We start from the raw sequence: 18,398 nt of genomic DNA, 5'->3' as shown, positions 1-18,398 counted from the left end.
CACCTCCCTGAGGCGGGACTTCTGGCCCAGTGACCAGGCGTCTTCGACGCGTTCCCCTCGAGCGGCACCCCGTCGGACGCGGCCGGGACGAACAACCCACGGGCTCTCGCTCGATTCATGAGCACGATCCGAGACGAGACGTCCTGGGTGATCATTGCCGGCGGTACGCGTCGCGGATGGCCTTCTCCACCACCGCCCGCTGCGTCTGGGGACCGTCGCCCGTGTCGCGTCCTTCGGTCACGGCGCGGTCGATCAGCTCGAGCACGTCAGGAGCGAGGCGCGTGCTGAACGGGATCGCGACCTCGCGGCGGGTGTTGCCGCGTGAGGGCGTCGGAGCCGACTCAGCCACGGGCGCAGATCCCGCTAGAGCGACCTCCGGCGCAGCAGCCGTAGGAGTCGCCGACTCGGGGTCACGCCGGTAGTCGATCGGATCGATGCGCTCGTCGGGCGCGGGCTGTGCGCGCCGGCGGGCGCGGAGATCGGCGGGCCGCTCCGGCTGCGTGTCGGTCATCGGATGACCTGGTCCGCGATGGCGCTGTATGCATCGAGCACAGGGACCCCTTTCCTGAAGTTTCCGTACCACTCCCCCGTGAGGCGGACCTCTTGGACGATCGCCCGCTGGGGCACAAGAGGGAGAAGGAGCATGCCGGTCTCGCGGAGCTCGTCGATGCTCGCGACCGCGGGTCGGGACATGATCGTGTCGCTCACTCCCCCGACGACGATGCCCGCCTCGTGCAGCGCGACGGGCGCTCCGATGCGTGCCCGGCTGTGCCGAAACTGCTCGACCGTCCGGCGGGCACCGCTGACCCCGTCGATCCCATCGCTCGTCGCCGTCGACGCGTAGACGACGGTGTCGGCGGCGTTCAGAGCGGCAAGGGTCAAGGGTCCACCCTGCCGATTCGGGCAGTCGATGACGACGAGATCGGCGTGAACGTCTTCGAGAGACGTCCGCAGGCGGAGCTCGGCATGGTCGGCACGATCCGCCTCACGGTTGGAGACGTTGCGCGCGGAGGGAATGACACGGAGGCGCTCAGACCACGTTGTGGGAACCGCGATGTCCTCGGCCCACCCCTCAGGATTCTCATCACCGAGGATGGCTCCGACGTGCAGCCCCTCTTCAGCGGGCGCGACGTCGAGCCACTTCGTCGACGCGGCACGGGGGTCGAGGTCCACGAGGAGGGTGCGCAGACCCCGTGTCGCGGCGATCATCGCCAGCGACACGGCCGTGGTCGTCTTCGAGACACCACCGGACTCGCTGTACACCATGACAGTTTGCATGCATGCAAGTATGCCGGCTTTGCGGGCGGCTTGCAAGCAATCCGTCTTGCTCGTGTGCAAGTCCCCGTTCATGCATGCATGTCCGCCTTCATGCCCCCTTGCCAGCTGGCATACCAGCATGCGTGCATGTTTCCCCCGGGCACACGTTCGCCTGCATGCACACGCCTCGTAGGTGATTGTTCCCATGAGTGCTTGCATGCATGCACCACCTGGCCGAGGAAGGCACGGGAGCGGCGGCAGTGGGACGCCTGCGCCTTCCCTCATCCCCCCAGCGAGTGCAGTCCGCCTTTCATCGGCGGATTGCGACACTCGACGGGTAACAGCAGCGCACAAGCGCGGGGGGTCGGAAGTCGCCGTACTCGACATCCACACGACCCCTCCACGCCCAAGCCTCCTCGGGAAAGAACCGCCTGAAGTCAGGGCGTCTGCTCCTCGACCTCTTGGCCGCCACATCGACTTCGAGACATCCGGCTTGGATCTCTTGCACGGCGAGGTACGGCTCGTAGTCCTCCTGGGACCGATCTGAGAGGCGAATGCGCGAGGATCCGGTGTGCGCCGCGTATGACGGCAACACGCTGATCGTGGACGCGCCAGAGCGCGTGTCTTGACTGGGTCGGGCGGAGCTCGATGTACTGCTCGGCCACGAGGTGATGGCCTACGTCGCCCGACAATCTGCGGAACAACGGCTGTTCTCGTCTGCCCGCATGTCAGACGCCGGGACACTCGGCTTCCGCTCGAGCGACCTCATGGTCGGCATCCACGCGGCCCTCGGACAGCGCTGAGAGGCGTGCTGATGAACGCCGAAAACGTTAGCCCGGCGTCGTGATCGGCATGGCCATGTTCTTCCTGCTGGCCAGCATCTGTCCCACAGCGCGCATCATCTAGGACTCCGACCGGGTCTCACGCCGGGGCAACCCCGTCGTAGTTTTCGCCGTGTTCTTCCTCGCCGTCAGCGTGAAGTTCGTCGTGGTCGCCGTCCGCGCGCGACGTCGCCGATCCTAATGCCCGTTCCGGTTGCTGACGGGGGAGCGCGAGCGGAATCACCCCTCTCCGGTCGCCTGGCGACCGTGTGGGCGTCCTCGGCCGGGAAGGCTCCCTGCACCGCCGCTACTCGGCGGGTCGCTCTCGGGAGTCTCGTCGACGGTGGCGACCTCCTCGGCTTCGCTCCGGCGATGACACCATGCCTCGAGCTGCGGGAGGTCGACCCTGACAACATGGCAGGGGTGCTGCCCGTCTCTTCGTGATCGACGTCTCCGTGCCGCTGAGCAAGACGACAGGACGACGTGCTGCTCCTTCGTGGGCGTCTTCATGTGGCCGATGTCGGCGGGCCCTCCTAGGCTCACGGGATGACCAGGGCCACTTCGAAAGCAGACGGGGAAGCAGCTCGTGCATTGGCAGAGGGTGATGAGAAGGATCGGCGTGCGCAGTTCGGGCGAGTGCGGCTCCTCAATGAGGAGCTCGACCGCCTCGGCACTGACGCGGCCGAACGCACCGCGAGCGTGACCGGGAAGGCCTCGTTCCTCGCGGTATCTGCCGGGATTCTTGTCGCCGCATCCACGACGCAGGTGTGGACCGTGGCCGCGATTCTCGGTGTCGCAGCGCTGGCCCTGGCGTGCGTGGCACTGGCGTGTGCCGCCGTCGCGGTGCGACCTGGCAAGCGGCCCGGCATCGAAGCCCAGCGCCTCGTTGATCGCTACGTCGACTCCACCCAGACGGCACACCAGATCGAGTCGCAGCTCGTGCGAGACAAGGCGACGGTGCTGCGGGATCGAGAGACGGACCTGCGCGCTCGATCTACGTGGGTGTGGGTCGGGTTTGGGACCCTCGCCATCGCAACAGCTGCCCTGACGCTCGTCTTCGCAGCCGAAACACTTGGGAGTTGACATGGGACGACCCGACTACGACGACAGCACAACCGGATCTGGCGACGCCAACGAACAGGATCCAGGGTCAAATCTGGGGGCCCTGTACGCGACGGGAGACGACGTCCTAGGACACCTCACACACGGCGAGGAGCCTGACTCGACGACAGCCCTCGGATACCTCACAGAGGGCCAAGATGGCCCGGCCTGAGTACGAGGAATCCGACGGCAAACCCGGCGCGAACGAGAACTCGACAGGCCAAGACAACAGCAACATCGGATGGCATCAACTGGGTATGCCCAGCCCCGACGTCTGGCGCCCCGACCGCTAGTCCCAACACCCATTGATCAGTCTCGAATCATGTCACGCGGCCTCGCCGAGGTATTGCCAGCGGGCTTCGGGATCGAGGGCACCGTCGAGGACGAGCTTTCGAGCTGCGCGATGGTCCCCACGCATCGCCGTACGGGGGTAGCGGGGCCAGACGCGTTCGCCCCCGCCCGGCGCCGCGAACAAGGGCCGGCTCGACACGGCAGGGCGTCGGGGTCGGGCTCGGGGAGTGGTGTGCATCGTCGTGAGCTCGGCGTTCCACCAAGCCCAGACCTCGCGCTCCGCGTGGTAGCGGTGTGCTCGGTCGGCCAGTATCCCGAGGACGTCGAGGGTGCGGGCGGCGGTGTCACGGAGGTCACGTACGGCTCGGGCCCATCCCTCGGGGTGGGTCTTGATGAGGCGGTGTCGACGGAGTCGGCCGAGGATCGACGCCATGTGACGAGTGCTGACACCAAGGATCCGGGCTGCACTGTTGACAGTGAGAGACGCGTGCTGACCGAGAGTGGCGTAGAGCCTGCCGGCGAGGTGTCCGAGGCCAGAGCGGGTGAACAGGTCGTGCCTCTGGTCCGTGAGTTCCCGCTCGAGGCGAGCGACGAGCTCCCCGCGGTGTGCGAAGAGCTCGGACGGGGGGCGGGGGTTGTCTAGTGGTTGTGACCGGACAGGTCCTTGACCTGTGGAAAGGCGCCAAGTCACTCGCCATTCGGCGGCGTTGCCGGCGTCCGCCACGGTGACGCGAGTGATGAATCCGGTCTCTTGAAGGGCGTGGAGGGCGTCCGCGGCCGTCGTCCGGCCGAGGCCGGACATGAGGGCGAGATCCCGGATCGACGCCGCCACGGTCCGCTTCCCGGTCTGGAGCGTGAGGTAGACGAGCGCGGTGAGGATCGAGCGCCGAGAGAAGTCGGCCTCGGAGCGTCCCCACCGTCCAGGGGTGACCCGGAACGAGGTGAGGATGGCGTCGACGTCCGCGACGATCGCCTGCAGCTCGCTGAGGTCCTGCGGCTCCCGGCGGGGGAGCGGCCTCTGGACGGCGGCGTACTGCTGGGCCTTGGCCCACTGCCGCTCGAGGCGCTCGCGCGCCTCGGCGGAGCTGCGCTTCTTACGAGCGCCTCGACCGGTGTTCTTCGTCCGGTAGTGCTCCATCCCCGGCGCGGTGCGCGCGGCGTGCTCGACGTCGGTGAAGGTCCATCCGGCGTTCGCAGCCGACAGCAGGCACATGAAGCCCGTCCACGACGGGTTACCGCCGCCGTCGATCGTGCCCATGTGCGCGGTGCCGGCGCGACTGAGCGTCCGGTGCGCCTGGTGGCGGGCATCGACGGGCCCAGACGGGCCGCTCTCGGCGCCGCGCGTCGGCATGCGGTCGGTGAGGAGCGCGGTGAGCGCGTCGAGGTCGGCCGTCGTCGTCGACGGTGCCAGGAGCGCCGCGACGTCGCCGGCGAGGACGCGGGAACTCGTGCCGTCGCGGTGCGGCGAGAGCGGCGGACGGGCGGCACCTTCCGCGGGGTTGCGGAGCATGCCGTGGTCCAGGGTGGAGAAGTTCGCACGCGCCGCCGTCGCGAGGGCGCCGATCTGCGCGGCTCCGGCGCCGCCGTCGACGGCCACCCAGACGTGGCGGCCGCCGGCGCCGGAGGAGCGGCAGACGACGTGCGCGATCGCCAGCTCATCGAGCGTGCGAGAGAGCACAGCGGCCTGGTCCTGGGCTTGCTCCATCAGCTCGGGGACGACGCCGGTACTGTCCTTCCCGTCGAAGTCGAAGCAGAGGAGTCGATACCGGCCGGCGGTGTCGGCAAGACGGATCGCCCACGGTGTGGTGGGCGCGTCCGGGCCGAGCGAGTGCAGCCGCGGATAGCTGTTGCTGTCCAGGCGGCCGTAGGCGTCGCGGAGCATCGCGCGCACTTGATCGCGTGGACTCAAGCGGCGCGTCAGCTCCCACGCGGAGTCGACAGACGGCGACACGCCGATGGTCTTCTCAGGTCGTGGTCCTGGCGCTTGCGGGCGCGATGAAGCTACTATGGTGACATCTCCTCGGAGGTATGGCAAAGCCCCGGTTGGTAGCCGGTAGGTATGTGCTGGAGCTCGGACCCGTGGTTGGTAGCCGTGGTTGGGTCGGAGCTACGAATCTTCAAGGGCTCGTCGTTGGTAGCGACGGGCCCTTATTCGTTAGGTCGTCGTGTCGGCCTCCTCAGAAGCGGTCGCAGGGAAGAGCACGGGCAGTGCTCCCAAGTCGGTGCGCAGCTGTGCTGCGAGTCGCTCGAGGTAGAGCGACATCGAGAGGTTCCCGGATGCCTCGCCGGCAGCCTGGAAGGCGGCCTCGGTCTCGGGAGCCAGTCGGATCTTGCGGGAGACGGCGATCTCGCCGGTGGGTCGACGGTTGCGTCTGGTGCCGGCGTGGTTGCGCGTCATGGCGCAAGCCTGGCGATTAAGGGGTCCACTAAGTCGGAGGCGGGCGGCCGTGTCGTCGGGTCCGTAGACAGATGCCGTGGCGTGTACGGCGACAACCCCGTGTTCCTGGGCTATGCTCGTGGACATAGAAAGACCTCCTGTGAAGGCTGGTTGATCTGATTAGCTCGAACCTCGGAGCCGGCAAGCAGTGAGGGTCAGAGCTACAACTCGTTCAGGAGCCCGTCGCGGAAGCGGCGGGCTCCGTCGTTTTAGGCCACGTCCGCGATGGGCAGCTCCTGACGTGTGGGGATGACTGCGGGAGGGTTTGCCACGAGCTCGGCCATGCCGAGGTTCTGGGCGAGCAGTGCGGCGATGTAGTCGCTCACGCTCATGCCGCGCATGTCGGCTTGGGACTTGACGGCCTCGCCGAGGGGCGCGGGGACCCGGGAGAGGAGCGCCTGACGGTCGCCCTTCGCGGGTCGTCCTCCGTGGTGTCGCTGTGCAGCCATGCCTCAGACACTAGTGGCGGCCTGATTCAGAAACAGGCCTCTTCGGCGGCGTGTCCGATCCGAGTCGCGCGACACGCGTCGTCTGCGACGAGACACTCCGGGCGTCGACCGTGGCGAGCACGAGGTCCTCATCCTCTCCGGTGCGCGGCGGGCGGTGCAGCCGCAGCTCGCCGTCGATGCGGACGTCGGCGCCGGTGCGAAGATCGAGCAGGACGGCGACGGCGAGGGATCCACGACAGACCACCTCGCAGCACGCCCGGGGGAGTGGCACGACGGTGCGGCCGGCGGTGTCGGCGTACGTGAACGTCGCCGCGAGCTCCCCGCTGCCCGTGTCCGCGAGCACGGGCCCGTCGACGATCGTCCCGTGCATCCGAACCCGCATGGCCCCTCCTCCATGATTGGTACTTTATATACCAGTAGATGCCCTAGGCGCACGACTTGGCCACACTCGCGAGGTGCCCAAACGCGTCGACCCGCCCCTGCCCACCGAAGTCGGCATCAGCATCGACGCCCTCGGCAGCCGGGTGCGCGTGGCCCTGCTCCGACACCTGCTGGCGCACGGGCCGAAGACGCGCCCGGAGCTCGCGCGCGAGATGGACCTCTCGAGCTCGATGGTGGCGAAGAACCTCGACCTGCTCGAGGAGCTCGGGGTGGTGACGCTGGACCCGCCGCGATCCGAGCCGGACCGCAAGCCGCGGCGCTACGTCGCACAGCAGAAGCGCGTCGACGCGATGCTGAAGGCGTTGTCGATGGCGCTCACCGGCGCCCTCTAGAGGCGGAACGACTGCATGTGACCTAGCTCGCGGAGTGCGCGGCCCGGCGCTTCCGCTGGATACGGGCGAAGAAGGCCGTGGCCAGCCCCAAGGCGACGAAGACCGCCGCGAGGCCGCTGACCGCCTGGCCCACGAAGTAGGCCGGCGGCAGGACGAGCGTCACGAGCCCGAAGCCGAACCGCACGACGGCGAGACCGAAGCCGATGAACAGCAACGTGGAGGTCGCACGCGCCGTCCGATTCGTCGATGACAGACCGGCTCGGAGGTGGGGGAGGAGCAGGGCGGCGATGTACGCCGTCCGGGGCGTGAGCACCGTGACGCGCGAATGCCAACAGGACCACCTCCAGGACGAACACGGCCACGAACACCACCAGGCCAGGAGGTCCGGCAACCCATCGCTGCGTAGCAGGCGCCTCCCACGCGCGGGCCACCTGCGTGCCGGCGAGAAGGAGCCCGAGGAAGAGCGCGAGCTTGGCGACCAGGTCCACGAAGTTCGGGAAGGGCGCGAGCGTGTCGAGGGCGACGTAGACCGGCGGGGTGATGAGGGTGAACGCGACGGCCACCGCGATGGCCGACGACGCGATGAGGACGTTCTGCCCCCGGATCGCCGAGGGCAGGCGGGTGACCGCCAACGCCACGAGCACGACGGCGGCGAGGTACGTCATCAGCATGTTCTATCCCAGGTTCTCTTCGATGCGGCGGGCGGCGGCGTCATCGTCCGCACGGCGGCGCGCGACACGATGCGCGGTGGCGAGCCTCGCCTGGACCAACTCGATCAGCTCGACCTCGGACAGCCGCTCGACCGCCCGGTCGCGCGCATCAGCTGGCCACCCCGCCTCTTGCAGGGTAACCACCCCGGCCGCCGCCAAACCGCTGGTGAGCGACGTGTGGGCAAGTCGGGCCGCCTCGATGAGGTGGCGGGGCTTCATGGCGTTCCCGGTGATGTCGCGCGACAGCTGCTGCGACGACATGCCGAGGCGCTCGGTCAGCTGCAGCCGGATGCCGCCCGCGTCGACGGCGTCGATCCACGCCTTCAGGCTGTTCGGCTGAGGCGGATCAGCCCACGCCGCTTCCCCGCTGAGGAGCGCCGCGTGGCGACTGCCGCGGCGGCGCAGCAGGGCCGCCGACGCGTCGTCCAAGGTCACCTGCGACAGCACCTCCGCCATCGTCGGAGCCCGCATGCCCTGCTCGAGGCCGTCGTATTCCTGGAAGGCCGACAGCGCCCGTACCGGGTTGGTGTCGACGGCGCGCGCCGCGGCGATGACCGTCTCCTCGCGGACGCGTCCGCTCACCAGCTGTCGCTGCGGGCGTTGAGCTCGGTGACGGTGGCGCCGGTGGGCGCGAGCATCAGCGAGCGGAGACCGGCGTCGGTGTCGGTCTGCCAGCCGGCGAACACGGCGTCGGTCATCCGGTCTTCGTCGCCGCCGACCACGCGACCGTTCGCCTGGTACCAGGCGAACGGGTCACCGGGGCGCAGCGGGTCACGCAGGTGCAGCGAGGCTTCGGCTTCGTCGGCGTCCTGGAAGCGGTGGACGTGCTCGAGGCGCACGGACCCCACCTCGCGGTCGATCAGGCGCAGCGCCCCGCCTGCCTCGACGGCGGATAGCTGGCGGTCGTCGCCGATGAGGCGCACGTGCGCGCCGTGCTCGCGGGCGATGGTGTGCAGGGCGGCGAGGCGCTGGGTGCCGGCCATGCCGGCCTCGTCGACGACCAGGACGTCGCCCGCGCGGATCTCGTACTTCGCGGACAGCTAGGCTTGCGCGTGGGCGGTCAGGAACCCGTGGATGGTGGTCGCCTCGATGCCGACCGCTTCGGCGATCACGGACGCGGCGGGGGCGGAGGGGGCGAGGCCGATCATGCGGCAGCCGCCGTCCTCGAGCGCGGTCGCGGCCAGGCGCAGCGCGGTCGTCTTGCCGGCGCCGGCGGGCCCGATGCCGACCACGAGCTCGCGGTCGGAGGTCGCGAACTCGCGGGCGAGATCCCGTTGGCCGGCGTCGAGCGGTCCGGTGTGCGTCGCGGCGGTCCGCTCGAATGCGTCCCGGCTGATGGGGGAAACGGTGCGGGTGCGCGCGGCGGCGAGGAGCTGGTCCTCGGCGTCGAGGATCCGCGTCGACGTGAACAAGGTCTTGCCCTTGTGGTCGTAGATGCTCGACCCGTCCGACCGCGTGAGCGGCGTGAACGCGCCATGCGGCGACGGGGGAGTGAGGGTCACCGAGGCGCCCACGGCCGCACGGGTGACCTTCTGCACGATGGGCTCCGCGATGCGCTGGTTGGGGATCCGGGCGGCGAGGTGACGGCGCGCTTCGGCCTCGATGACGTGCGCGCCCCACACCGCGTGATGCTCCTCCACCGTGCGAAGCACCTGCGCCGTGATCTCGTCGACGTCAGCGGTTACGGCTGCTGTGACGCTTCGTGCGAGATCGCGCGCAGCGCCGAGGAGGCCGGCGGCGCGGTCGGCGCCGACGCGGGCGACCGCGGCCTCGTGGATCGCCTGCGGGGAGCGGACGTGGTCTTTCTGCGGGCGGGTCTCCAACGTCGCCTGCTGGGCGATGCGGATGAGGGTCTTCGCGTCCGGGGCACGGCCGTGGTCGCGCTGGTACTCCTCCGTCAGGCGTGCGGTGATGGTGCGGATCGCGGCCGAGCGGGAGGAGAACGTGTCGATCAGGTCCGGGTCGACACCCGCGATCTCCATCACCGGCCGCTTGCCGGGGGAGGGCACCCGGGCGGTCGTCGTGACCCCGAGCCGCCGGCACACCTCGGACATCACGGCGGCGTTGTAGAACTCCGACGCCGGCACGTTCATGCGGTGCAGGAGCTTGGAGTCGATGGTGCGCCACTTGCCGTCGACGCCCTTGACCTTGTTCGCGACCACCACGTGATCGTGCAGCTGCGGGTCCCCGTTGCGCGAGTCATAGTGGCGGAACACGGTCGCCGCGATGCCGCCCTCGACCTCGATCTGCGCGACCCCGTTGGTACCGGCGCGGGTGGCTATGGCCTCCCGCTCGAGGTAGCCGATCGTGTCCCGCACGGCCTGCTCCTGGGCCGCCTCGATCGCCTTCCGGGTGTCCATGTCGCCAAGTGCCCAGAGGACGGAGACGCTCTTCGACGGGGAGCACACGAGGTCGAATCCCGCGACCGCGGACTGATCGGGGCGGGTCGCGGCGGTGATGAACTTGCCGAGCTCTTCCTTGTCCGCCGGCTCGCGACCCTTGGCGTCGCGGAACGCCTGCGCACCCTCGCGGGCCCGGATGAGCCGGCGTTCCTCGGCGTCAGGTTCGTGCCCGTTGAGACGCTGGAACGTGTCGTAGCCAGCCTGGATCCGCCCCTGCAGCGTGGTGGGTCCTGCACGGTAGGCGTAGTAGGAGCGGCCGAGCTTGGCGCGCTGCTGTGCCTCCTTCGCGGACACCCCTTCGGCCAGGGCGTCGGCGATGATGCGGTCCGCGTCCGGGTGCAGCCCCTCACCGTATAGGGCCTTCATCTGCTCCTCGGTGACCGTCCCCGAAACGCCGAGGACGTCGGCCCCGCCACCCATCCACCGCCCGGGAGGGTTCCCGTCCACGGTGTAGTAGTCGCCGAGCTCGCGGTCGCGATCGCGCTTCGCGTCGCCGGTCGCGACCTCGCTCGTGTAGTAGGTATACCCGTCCCCGGCGGAGAGGACGTGCATCGTCATCATGAGGAACGTCGCCGGATGCACTCGCGGAGTCGCCGTCGGCGCGTAGCGGCGACCGTGCTCACGAGCGTGGATCCCCGGGAGCGAGCGGTACCCGGGGCAGATCCCAGATCAGCTCCGGGTCGACACCGGCAACCTCGAAGTGCGTGCGGCGGTCGTCTCCGTAGGAGATGTCGGATGCGACGCCGACGAGCTCCCGCAGTCCGGACATGAGCGACGACGCGTACCTCTCGTGAGCCAGCTCATCCGCGGATCGGAAGGTGGACACGTCCATGCCCGAGGCCTGCCCGTCCGAGCCGAGCACCACGTTGATGACGTCGATGTGGACATGCAGGCCCGGCTTCCCCTGACGGTCGAAGTAGTGCATGAACGCGCACACCGCGACGGGAGAAGCGACAGCGACCTGCGCGACACCACCAGCACCACGACGAGCGAACACCCACGCCGAGTCGAGCATCTGCACCGTGTCATCGACCGCACGGAGAACTGTCTCCGTCAGCAGTACACGGATCTCCTCGGACTGCGTGGCCCAGAGGGCAGACACCGAACGGGGAACGTCGAACCTGAGCTCCAGGAGGGCCGGAGAGACGGCGACGGGATCAGTCACGCGAGCCGCGACGTCCCGAAACTGCGACCGCGACACCGGAACCGTCGGGTCTACACCAGCCGGGACACCACCCATCCACGTGCCCTCGCTTTCAGCAGCGAATGGCGTGGGACACCCTTGGACGAAGCCGGGCAGAGTCAGCGATCGCCTCTGAAACACGGCGCGAAGGTACCTCAATCATTCGTAATGCCTGAGGTGTGACGAATCAGGCTGTGGAGAGCCGAGCGAGGGACGAACGAGGAACGCAGCAGGCTGTGGCGGCCGGGAACGCAGACGGAGCTCTGCGGAGTCGGAGTGAGCGCGGTGGACGGGCGAAGACCGCGAGGCGGGCATGGGAGCGACGAGGAACGAGGAGCGACTTGCCCCGCCGGAGGGGTCACCGCACGTCATCGGCCTGCGGGAGGCAGGCGACGGCAGGAGCGTCGTTGGCCGTGAGTGCATGAATACATGCATGCACTCACCGCCACCATGGCCGCACCGCTCGACGATCCGAGGACGAGGAACGAGGAACGAGGAGGAGACGATGACCGAGATCCGGAGAGCCGGCAGGCAGTCCGCCGCACGACGAGCAGCCCGAGAACGGGCGACGGAACGAGCAGCCGAGTTCCGTCGTCGCGAGAGCGCGCTTGAGGAGCTCGCCGTCGACTACTTCGTGGCCCTGGACACGCTCAAGCAGATAGAAGTGGATGCGGAACGCCAGATCGAGGAGACCAGAGCTCGGGCCGACGACGCCAGCACGAAGGTCCGCCGAGACGCTGCAGGCATCGCGGGCCGCATGCTCGCTCAAGGCATCACGCGGAGCGAGGTCGCCACCCGGCTGGGGATTGCCCTGCGAGATGTGCCCAAGCCCGAGGCCGACCGATAGGCGGCACGAGGGGGGAGATGCTCTAGTGCGTGGTGGGCGTCAGGTTCGGGTCGATCATCAGAGGAGCGGCTGATCTGGACGGATGCCATGGAGAGCTTCGCGGATGCGTCCCGGGTCCCACCCATGGTCGCGGAGGGCGTCACACGACCGTCCACCCGTTGACGTGGCGCCCCTTGCTCGACCTGTCGAGCAGGTTCTGCCGATGCGTGCCGGGCATGACATGGGCTCGCAGCGGATCAGGATCCACATGGACGCAGAGCGGCACTTCGCACCCGTGCAGCGGCAGCAGCGTGATGGCGGGTAGCGCCGTCTCGGTCGCCTCCTGGTACGCGTATCGCGTCGGCCACACCGCCGGCTGGCGCCCGCCCCCGTCCGAGACCCAAAAACGGCCGCATCCATCGCGACGACGATCCCGTACGGCACCGTCAGAGACGTGCACCTGCAGCGGGAGCGCGAGGGACCTCGACACCTGTCCCCCGCGGCCCGGCCGAAGGCCACAGGACGCGCCATGCGTCGGGCTCCGCCCGGGCGGCGACGCCGGCTGGTCCCGTCGACGGACGAGGACCAGCCGACGCGGTGACCGCCTCCGGCGGCTACTCGCTCGCGAGGGCGGAGACCGGGCTCGGCCGGACCGCTCTCGCGGCGGGGCCGAGCGCCGAGACCAGCGCCGTGAGCCCTGCACCGATGACGACCACCACCAGGACGTAGATCGGGATCACCGGTGGTGCGAGGACCGCGCCCTCGGTCTTCCCCAACAGCGAGTAGCACCCCGCCCAGCCGTAGGCGATCCCGAGAACGAGCCCGACGCCCGTGGCGACCATGACCATGATGCTGCTCTCGATCACGATCACGGCGCGGACCTGCTGCCGCGTGGCTCCGAGCACGCGCAGCAGGCCGAGCTCCCGAGCTCGCTGGCGCACCGTGAGCGCAGTGACGTTCACCACGCCGATCGAGGCGATGACTCCGGCCACCGACGCGAGCACGGTGATCATCGCGGCGACCTGCGCGACCGTCTCCTCGGTGCCCCTGTAGGTCTCCGGGTGCATCTCGGTCTGCACCTGGAGCATGTGCGAGTAGGTCGCGAGGGCGACGGCGAACATCACCATGAGCACGATCGCGATGAGCAGGCCCACCGTCGTCCGCGCCGCTCGGCGCGGGGAGCGCACGGAGTTCCTGGCCGCCAGCATCGAGATGGGGCTGCCCTGGAAGAGTCGCCCCATCACACGAAGCAGCGCCGGGATGAGCAGCGGAGTGCCGACCACCACCCCGGTGAAGGACACGACGCCCGCGCCGACCGCGATCAAGAGCGCGTAATACTGCGCCGAGGCGACCGAGATCGCGAGCACGAGCCCCACGCTCCCTCCGACGAACAGGACGAGGGAGGTGATGAGGCGCCCCGTCGACCTGGTCCGCCCGGGATCCTCCTCCACCGTCGTCGTCAGCGCCTGGAGCGGTGCCACGGTGAGGACCACCCGGGAGCACACGACGAAGGCCCCGACCGTGATGAGGACCACGGCGATCGCCAGCGGGAGGAGCGACGTCGGGACGAGGAAGCCGACCTCAGGGAGCACGTCCGCCTGCGCGGCGAGCATGAGCGCCACGTTGCTGAGCAGGACGCATCCGCCGACGCCGATGATGCTGCCCACGATGCCGGCCAGGAAGCCACCCCCGATGATCTGGCGCCGCAGCCCCGAGCCCGTCGCGCCGAGGATGCGCTGCAAGGCGAGTTCGCGCGTACGACCGGCGATGACGGTGGCGCAGGTGTTCGCCGTGACGATGGCGCTGACGTAGAGGGCCACGATGAGGAAGGTCACACCGACCACGGGCAGGAGCGAGGCGACGGTCATGCTGTTCCCCGTCGCCTTCCCCAGTTCGGTGACGCGCCTCGCCGCGGCGGATGCGATCAGCACCAGCGCCCCGAGGCTCGAGGACATCACCGCGATGAAGACAGTGGAGCCGAGGCCCCGCATCGCCCGCGGCGACCACCCCCGGACGCGGGAACGTGCATGCGCACGACCTACGACCATGGTCGTGTTCCTGGTTGTGTCCATGAGGACCTCTTCTCCATTCGTCACCTGCTCACTCACCGGCGAGGGCTTCTGTCGGGGATACGCGCATGGCCTGCCGCACCGGCACGATCGACGCCGCCACCGCGATCACGAGCGCTCCCACGGACACGACGGCGATCAACGTCGGCGACAGGACGGGAGGCACTCCTCCTCCGGGCCCCACCGCCGCGCGCATGACGTCCCAGCCGAACAGGGTGCCGAGCGCGAGCCCGGAGACGACCGCGGTGACCACCATCTGCACCGCCTCGCACACGATCATGCGTCGCACCTGCGAGCCCGTGAGCCCGAGGACGCGCAGCAGCCCGAGCTCCCGCCGACGCTGCATCACGTTGAGCGCGAGCGCGTTGATGACGCCGGCCGCTGCGACCACGCCGGAGAACCCGACGAGGATCATGACGATGATGTTCATGATCACGAACATCTGCTTCACCCGCTCCTGATCCTCCGGGGTCCAGCCTTCCTGGGCGTAGTGCGTCTCCAGGACCACCTGCAGCGTCTGGAGCCCGACGCTGAAGGCGACGAGGAGCGACACGCCGATCACGAGGCCGAGCGTCGCGCGCGCCGCGCGGATCGGGGATCGCATGGCGTTCCGACCGGCGAGCAGGACGACCGGGTCCCGCCGCCCGATCATTCCGACCACCCGCAGCACAGGAGGAATCAGGAGACCGGAGCCGACGATCCCGCCTGTCGCGGCGCACATGACACCGAGCAGCGCCGGCAGGGCGTACTCGCTGTGGTCGGCGGGGGACTGCGCGGACCAGATCATGAACGCGGCACCCACGGCGAAGAGGAGGACCATCCAGACCTTGCGCGCCATGCGCACCTTCGCCTCCCCGTAGCCGGTCTCGACCACGGCGGAGAGTGCGTCGATCGGCGCCACGGTCAACACCGCACGCGATCCGGTGCGGAACGCACCCCACGTCGTGATCACGACCGCGACGATGGGGATCACGAGCTGCCAGGGCCAGAAGTAGTAGGTCACATCTGCGGGCATGACCTTCGCATGCACGAGCGCCCCGACGCCGAGGACGCTCACGGAGACGCCGACGACCGTGCCGATGATCGCGCCGAGGAGACCCACGACGATGCCGGTCCGGGTGATGTGACGCCGGAGGGACGCCCCGCTGGCGCCGATGAGCCGCTGGAGGGCGAGCACCCGGGTCTGACCGGCGATGAGGGTCGCGCAGGTGTTCGCCGTCACGATCGTGCCGACGTAGAGCGCGATCCCGAGGAACACCATGCCGAGGATCTGGAGCCGCACCTCCACGTCGTCGGCGCTCCCGGGTTCGAGACGCATCACCGACCTCAGCAGGCCGGGGACGATGACGAGCACCGACCCGAACAGCGTGCCCAGGGCCGCGACGATGATGGTGGGCGAGAACGTGCGAAGGGACCTCATGACGCGGGTTCCATCCCGAGCATGGTCGCCGAGATGTCCGAGGCGCTCATCGCCGACCGATCGGCGACGATGCGCCCGTCCGCGAGGAAGAGGATGCGATCCGCGTTGGCGGCGGCGACCGGATCGTGCGTGACCATGACGACGCTCTGGCCCCACTCCGCGACGGCGCCGCGGAGGATCCCGAGCACGTCGCGGCCGGTCCGCGAGTCCAGCGCACCGGTCGGCTCGTCAGCGACCACCACGGCGGGACGCGATGCCAGGGCCCGCGCGATCGCGACCCTCTGCTGCTGACCGCCGGACAGCTGGTGCGGGCGGTGCGAGAGCCGATCCCGGAGCCCCAGCAGCTCGACGAGGCGATCGATCCATTCATTCTCCTCCTTGCCGGTCTTCCTCCCGCCGAGCAGGAAGGGGAGCCGGATGTTCTCGCTGATGTCCAGGGTCGGGATCAGGTTGAAGGACTGGAAGACGAATCCGAGACGTTCGCGACGCAGCTCCGTCAACTCGCGATCCGCGAGCCGGGTGATGTCCTCACCGTCGATCTCGATGCTGCCGGCCGATACGGAATCCAGGCCTGCGGCGACGTGCATGAGGGTCGACTTGCCGGAGCCCGACGGGCCCATGACCGCCGTGAACTCGCCCGCGCGAATGTCGACGCTCACGTTGTCGAGTGCCGTCACCCGACGAGAGGCTTCCCCGAAGTGCTTGGACACCTGGTCGATTCTGATGATGGGTTCCTGGCGATTGTTCATGGCTCAACCGTGTCAGCGCTCCTGGATCCCGCGCATCGCACCTCGGCACCGCATTCGTCAACCGCACGGCGCCATCTAGAGGATTCAGATCATCCGGAGTGATGATCCGCGTCGGGGTGGAAACTCTGCAAAAGCATTTCCGGAGCCGGTGAATTCGGCTTTCGGTTCCCGATCGCACGAAACGACGACGACCGATGCCCCCTACCCCTTGGACCGCGCGGTAGCGCGGTTCCGATCGCACTGCACCGTGCCCTGCGAAGCCCTACCGGTCCGGCGAGGCGGCACGCCTCGCCCACCTCGACCGGGCCGCCAGCGCAGTGCCCACCCCGGAGCAGCACAGCGCGGCCGAGAGCATCGCCGCCGGAGCGAACCAACCGACGGTGAGCTCCGCGACGACGGCGAGCGACCCGAGGAGGGCGCTCGCGAGGAACCATCTGCGGGGGTGACCGCCGAGGAGGAGCACGACCCCCACCCCACCAGACAGGACCGTGGCGATTCCGAGCACGGCGGGCGCGAACCACCCGACGCACACGGCGCCTGTCCACGTCATGAGGGCCAGCAGGCCAGTGGCTGCGAACCAGCCGCTCGGACGGTTGAGCCTCAGAGCCCAGCCCCTGTCGGTGATCCGTTCCATGTCCTTCTCCTCCGAAGTAGGTCGTCGATCGGCGGGACACCCCCTCCTGTCCCGCGCATCATGTGCACGTCCGAGCGTAGGCACGCGGCTCGGGCAACGGATCGTCGGGGGAGATGACGTTCGTGGCACGCGAGGTTGACATCGGCGCGGTGAGGGCGCGCCGAGCTCACACGCACTCCGGACGACACGGAACCATTACCGCCAGGCGTCACGGCGATCGTTCCCTGGTCGTACCGGGAAGACGTCTCCCACCTCGGACGGACGCGGGAATCAGGCGGGCGTCTCCCCGGCGGACAGCATCGCCGCGACCAGGGCAGATGCGGGGTAACCGGTGCGGTGAAGGGCGTCCGGCGTGGCCGGCGGGAGCAGACCGTCCCTCTGCCACCTCGTCACGTCGTCCAGCGTCATGCCCGACAACCGAGCGAAGGCAGCTCCGGAGACGATCCCGTCCGAGCTGCCCCGCGACCGGATCGCCTCCACACGCACGTCGAGCAGAGCCGCGAGCCCAGGGACGGGGACACCGGCCCGTCGGCAGCCCGCCAGCAGGTAGCGCGTCGTGCGGTTCGCCTCGCGGAGATCGGGCCCCGCGGCCGTGCCCTCCTCCGCTGCTGCGGCAAGCAGGAGGCGGCGGATGGACTCCGGGACGTCGTGCACGGCCTTCTCCTCGTGTCGCCCTCTCCCGCAGACGTGAGGCACCGCGGACCGGCGACTCGATCCCGGGGGTGCATCGGCCGATCGGCGATCGAGGGTCGGCCCCATCAACGGGCTCATCCGGCAACCGTCCCTGCTGCGATGGCGACGCCTTCCGTCGACACCGCGGTGCCCTGCCGCTGCCGGCAGGTGCTCACGATCAGGGAGCACGCGACATGGGCCACCATGGGCGGAGCCTCTATGGCGGTTGCTGGCGAATGACCGAGGGCGATGGGTCCCATCGCTCAGCCTCGCCCGCGCAAGAGAGAACGAGAGAGGCGACGCGGCTGCATCCGTGCGCCGACATGGCCCCCTGGGGCCCCTGGCGTTCTCGCCAGCTTTGATTCACGACTAGATATCGAGGTGCGCTGCATCATCACCTCTTCTTCCAGCCAGAACGCTTCGTATTCGCAACCGATTCGCTGCTCCATGGCAGTCAAGCGGTCGCCCAGGGCTCCACCCAAATCATGACGAGCATCTCACCTCGAACATCACCCGCCCACCGTGCCGATATGGGATCGAAACCCGAGGCTCCGATGCTGTCGGGATGCGCGATGGGCATCCACGAAGGAGAGGGGCGCGATCC

At 69.1% G+C, this 18,398-nt stretch carries 17 protein-coding genes and 1 pseudogene; 3 read left to right on the top strand and 15 right to left on the bottom strand.

Annotated features, from left to right (window positions below):
- Positions 1-151: 151 nt before the first annotated feature.
- Together ITJ40_RS16335 and ITJ40_RS16330 are read right to left on the bottom strand one after the other, a co-directional pair.
- Positions 152-349: a hypothetical protein gene (locus ITJ40_RS16335; RefSeq protein WP_194668081.1), complete on the bottom strand. Its 198-nt coding sequence runs from the start codon at positions 347-349 to the stop codon at positions 152-154.
- A gap of 158 nt (positions 350-507) precedes the next feature.
- Positions 508-1,278, bottom strand: a complete 771-nt coding sequence (locus ITJ40_RS16330) for a ParA family protein (protein WP_194668080.1) — start codon at positions 1,276-1,278, stop codon at positions 508-510.
- Positions 1,279-2,624: 1,346 nt separating this feature from the next.
- On the opposite strand from ITJ40_RS16330, the gene ITJ40_RS16325 reads away from it, so the two are divergent.
- Complete coding sequence (locus ITJ40_RS16325) at positions 2,625-3,161, top strand: hypothetical protein (RefSeq protein WP_194668079.1); 537 nt, start codon at positions 2,625-2,627, stop codon at positions 3,159-3,161.
- A 343-nt stretch (positions 3,162-3,504) separates the two neighbouring features.
- Here ITJ40_RS16325 and ITJ40_RS16320 read toward each other — a convergent pair whose 3' ends face one another.
- From ITJ40_RS16320 to ITJ40_RS16305, 4 genes are all read right to left on the bottom strand, one after another.
- The gene (locus ITJ40_RS16320) at positions 3,505-5,352 is read right to left on the bottom strand and encodes a hypothetical protein (protein ID WP_228512741.1); all 1,848 of its coding nucleotides are present in this window, start codon (positions 5,350-5,352) and stop codon (positions 3,505-3,507) included.
- Between the two features lie 273 nt (positions 5,353-5,625).
- Positions 5,626-5,868 (bottom strand): hypothetical protein, encoded by a 243-nt coding sequence (locus tag ITJ40_RS16315; protein ID WP_194668078.1) that lies wholly within the window; start codon positions 5,866-5,868, stop codon positions 5,626-5,628.
- Positions 5,869-6,116: 248 nt separating this feature from the next.
- Positions 6,117-6,356, bottom strand: coding sequence for a hypothetical protein (locus ITJ40_RS16310; protein ID WP_194668077.1), 240 nt, complete (start codon positions 6,354-6,356; stop codon positions 6,117-6,119).
- 10 nt (positions 6,357-6,366) lie between these two features.
- On the bottom strand, positions 6,367-6,738 hold the full coding sequence (locus tag ITJ40_RS16305) for a hypothetical protein (RefSeq protein WP_194668076.1): 372 nt from the start codon (positions 6,736-6,738) through the stop codon (positions 6,367-6,369).
- Between the two features lie 73 nt (positions 6,739-6,811).
- Here ITJ40_RS16305 and ITJ40_RS16300 point away from each other — a divergent pair, with 73 nt between their 5' ends.
- Positions 6,812-7,129 (top strand): helix-turn-helix domain-containing protein, encoded by a 318-nt coding sequence (locus ITJ40_RS16300; RefSeq protein WP_194668075.1) that lies wholly within the window; start codon positions 6,812-6,814, stop codon positions 7,127-7,129.
- 22 nt (positions 7,130-7,151) lie between these two features.
- Here the strand turns inward: ITJ40_RS16300 and ITJ40_RS16295 are convergent, their stop codons facing one another.
- The 4 genes and pseudogenes from ITJ40_RS16295 to ITJ40_RS16275 all read right to left on the bottom strand — a co-directional run bounded on the left by ITJ40_RS16295 (position 7,152) and on the right by ITJ40_RS16275 (position 11,481).
- Entirely contained in the window at positions 7,152-7,442 is a 291-nt protein-coding gene (locus tag ITJ40_RS16295; RefSeq protein ID WP_194668074.1) for a hypothetical protein, read from the bottom strand.
- A 361-nt stretch (positions 7,443-7,803) separates the two neighbouring features.
- On the bottom strand, positions 7,804-8,421 hold the full coding sequence (locus ITJ40_RS16290) for a hypothetical protein (protein ID WP_194668073.1): 618 nt from the start codon (positions 8,419-8,421) through the stop codon (positions 7,804-7,806).
- Positions 8,418-10,793, bottom strand: a pseudogene (mobF, locus tag ITJ40_RS16280) (MobF family relaxase). Before mobF ends, ITJ40_RS16290 begins: the two are co-directional and overlap by 4 nt.
- A gap of 67 nt (positions 10,794-10,860) precedes the next feature.
- Positions 10,861-11,481, bottom strand: coding sequence for a relaxase domain-containing protein (locus ITJ40_RS16275; protein WP_228512737.1), 621 nt, complete (start codon positions 11,479-11,481; stop codon positions 10,861-10,863).
- A gap of 448 nt (positions 11,482-11,929) precedes the next feature.
- On the opposite strand from ITJ40_RS16275, the gene ITJ40_RS16270 reads away from it, so the two are divergent.
- Entirely contained in the window at positions 11,930-12,271 is a 342-nt protein-coding gene (locus ITJ40_RS16270) for a hypothetical protein (RefSeq protein WP_194668070.1), read from the top strand.
- 593 nt (positions 12,272-12,864) lie between these two features.
- On the opposite strand, the gene ITJ40_RS16265 is transcribed toward ITJ40_RS16270, so the two are convergent.
- The 5 genes from ITJ40_RS16265 to ITJ40_RS16245 form a co-directional block, all read right to left on the bottom strand.
- Positions 12,865-14,118, bottom strand: coding sequence for an ABC transporter permease (locus tag ITJ40_RS16265; RefSeq protein ID WP_194668069.1), 1,254 nt, complete (start codon positions 14,116-14,118; stop codon positions 12,865-12,867).
- Between the two features lie 232 nt (positions 14,119-14,350).
- The gene (locus ITJ40_RS16260) at positions 14,351-15,739 is read right to left on the bottom strand and encodes an FtsX-like permease family protein (protein ID WP_194668068.1); all 1,389 of its coding nucleotides are present in this window, start codon (positions 15,737-15,739) and stop codon (positions 14,351-14,353) included.
- Positions 15,736-16,488, bottom strand: a complete 753-nt coding sequence (locus tag ITJ40_RS16255; protein ID WP_194668067.1) for an ABC transporter ATP-binding protein — start codon at positions 16,486-16,488, stop codon at positions 15,736-15,738. The genes ITJ40_RS16260 and ITJ40_RS16255 overlap by 4 nt, the downstream gene beginning before the upstream one ends.
- 262 nt (positions 16,489-16,750) lie before the next feature.
- Positions 16,751-17,122 (bottom strand): hypothetical protein, encoded by a 372-nt coding sequence (locus ITJ40_RS16250; protein ID WP_194668066.1) that lies wholly within the window; start codon positions 17,120-17,122, stop codon positions 16,751-16,753.
- Between the two features lie 270 nt (positions 17,123-17,392).
- Positions 17,393-17,776: a hypothetical protein gene (locus ITJ40_RS16245; protein ID WP_194668065.1), complete on the bottom strand. Its 384-nt coding sequence runs from the start codon at positions 17,774-17,776 to the stop codon at positions 17,393-17,395.
- Positions 17,777-18,398 lie beyond the last annotated feature (622 nt).

The sequence above is a fragment of the Clavibacter sp. VKM Ac-2872 genome (assembly GCF_015351105.1).
Lineage (GTDB): Bacteria > Actinomycetota > Actinomycetes > Actinomycetales > Microbacteriaceae > Clavibacter.
The sequence above is the reverse complement of the archived record's forward strand: the minus strand, read 5'-3'. Positions and strand labels throughout refer to the sequence as shown.

Coding starts and splice junctions, on each gene's coding strand:
- ITJ40_RS16250 (WP_194668066.1), bottom strand. CDS start 17,122: ATGGAACGGATCACCGACAGGGGCTGGGCTCTGAGGCTCAACCGTCCG.
- ITJ40_RS16325 (WP_194668079.1), top strand. CDS start 2,625: ATGACCAGGGCCACTTCGAAAGCAGACGGGGAAGCAGCTCGTGCATTG.
- ITJ40_RS16260 (WP_194668068.1), bottom strand. CDS start 15,739: ATGAGGTCCCTTCGCACGTTCTCGCCCACCATCATCGTCGCGGCCCTG.
- ITJ40_RS16275 (WP_228512737.1), bottom strand. CDS start 11,481: ATGGGTGGTGTCCCGGCTGGTGTAGACCCGACGGTTCCGGTGTCGCGG.
- ITJ40_RS16310 (WP_194668077.1), bottom strand. CDS start 6,356: ATGGCTGCACAGCGACACCACGGAGGACGACCCGCGAAGGGCGACCGT.
- ITJ40_RS16305 (WP_194668076.1), bottom strand. CDS start 6,738: ATGCGGGTTCGGATGCACGGGACGATCGTCGACGGGCCCGTGCTCGCG.
- ITJ40_RS16255 (WP_194668067.1), bottom strand. CDS start 16,488: ATGAACAATCGCCAGGAACCCATCATCAGAATCGACCAGGTGTCCAAG.
- ITJ40_RS16320 (WP_228512741.1), bottom strand. CDS start 5,352: ATGCTCCGCGACGCCTACGGCCGCCTGGACAGCAACAGCTATCCGCGG.
- ITJ40_RS16330 (WP_194668080.1), bottom strand. CDS start 1,278: ATGCAAACTGTCATGGTGTACAGCGAGTCCGGTGGTGTCTCGAAGACG.
- ITJ40_RS16315 (WP_194668078.1), bottom strand. CDS start 5,868: ATGACGCGCAACCACGCCGGCACCAGACGCAACCGTCGACCCACCGGC.
- ITJ40_RS16270 (WP_194668070.1), top strand. CDS start 11,930: ATGACCGAGATCCGGAGAGCCGGCAGGCAGTCCGCCGCACGACGAGCA.
- ITJ40_RS16265 (WP_194668069.1), bottom strand. CDS start 14,118: ATGACCGTCGCCTCGCTCCTGCCCGTGGTCGGTGTGACCTTCCTCATC.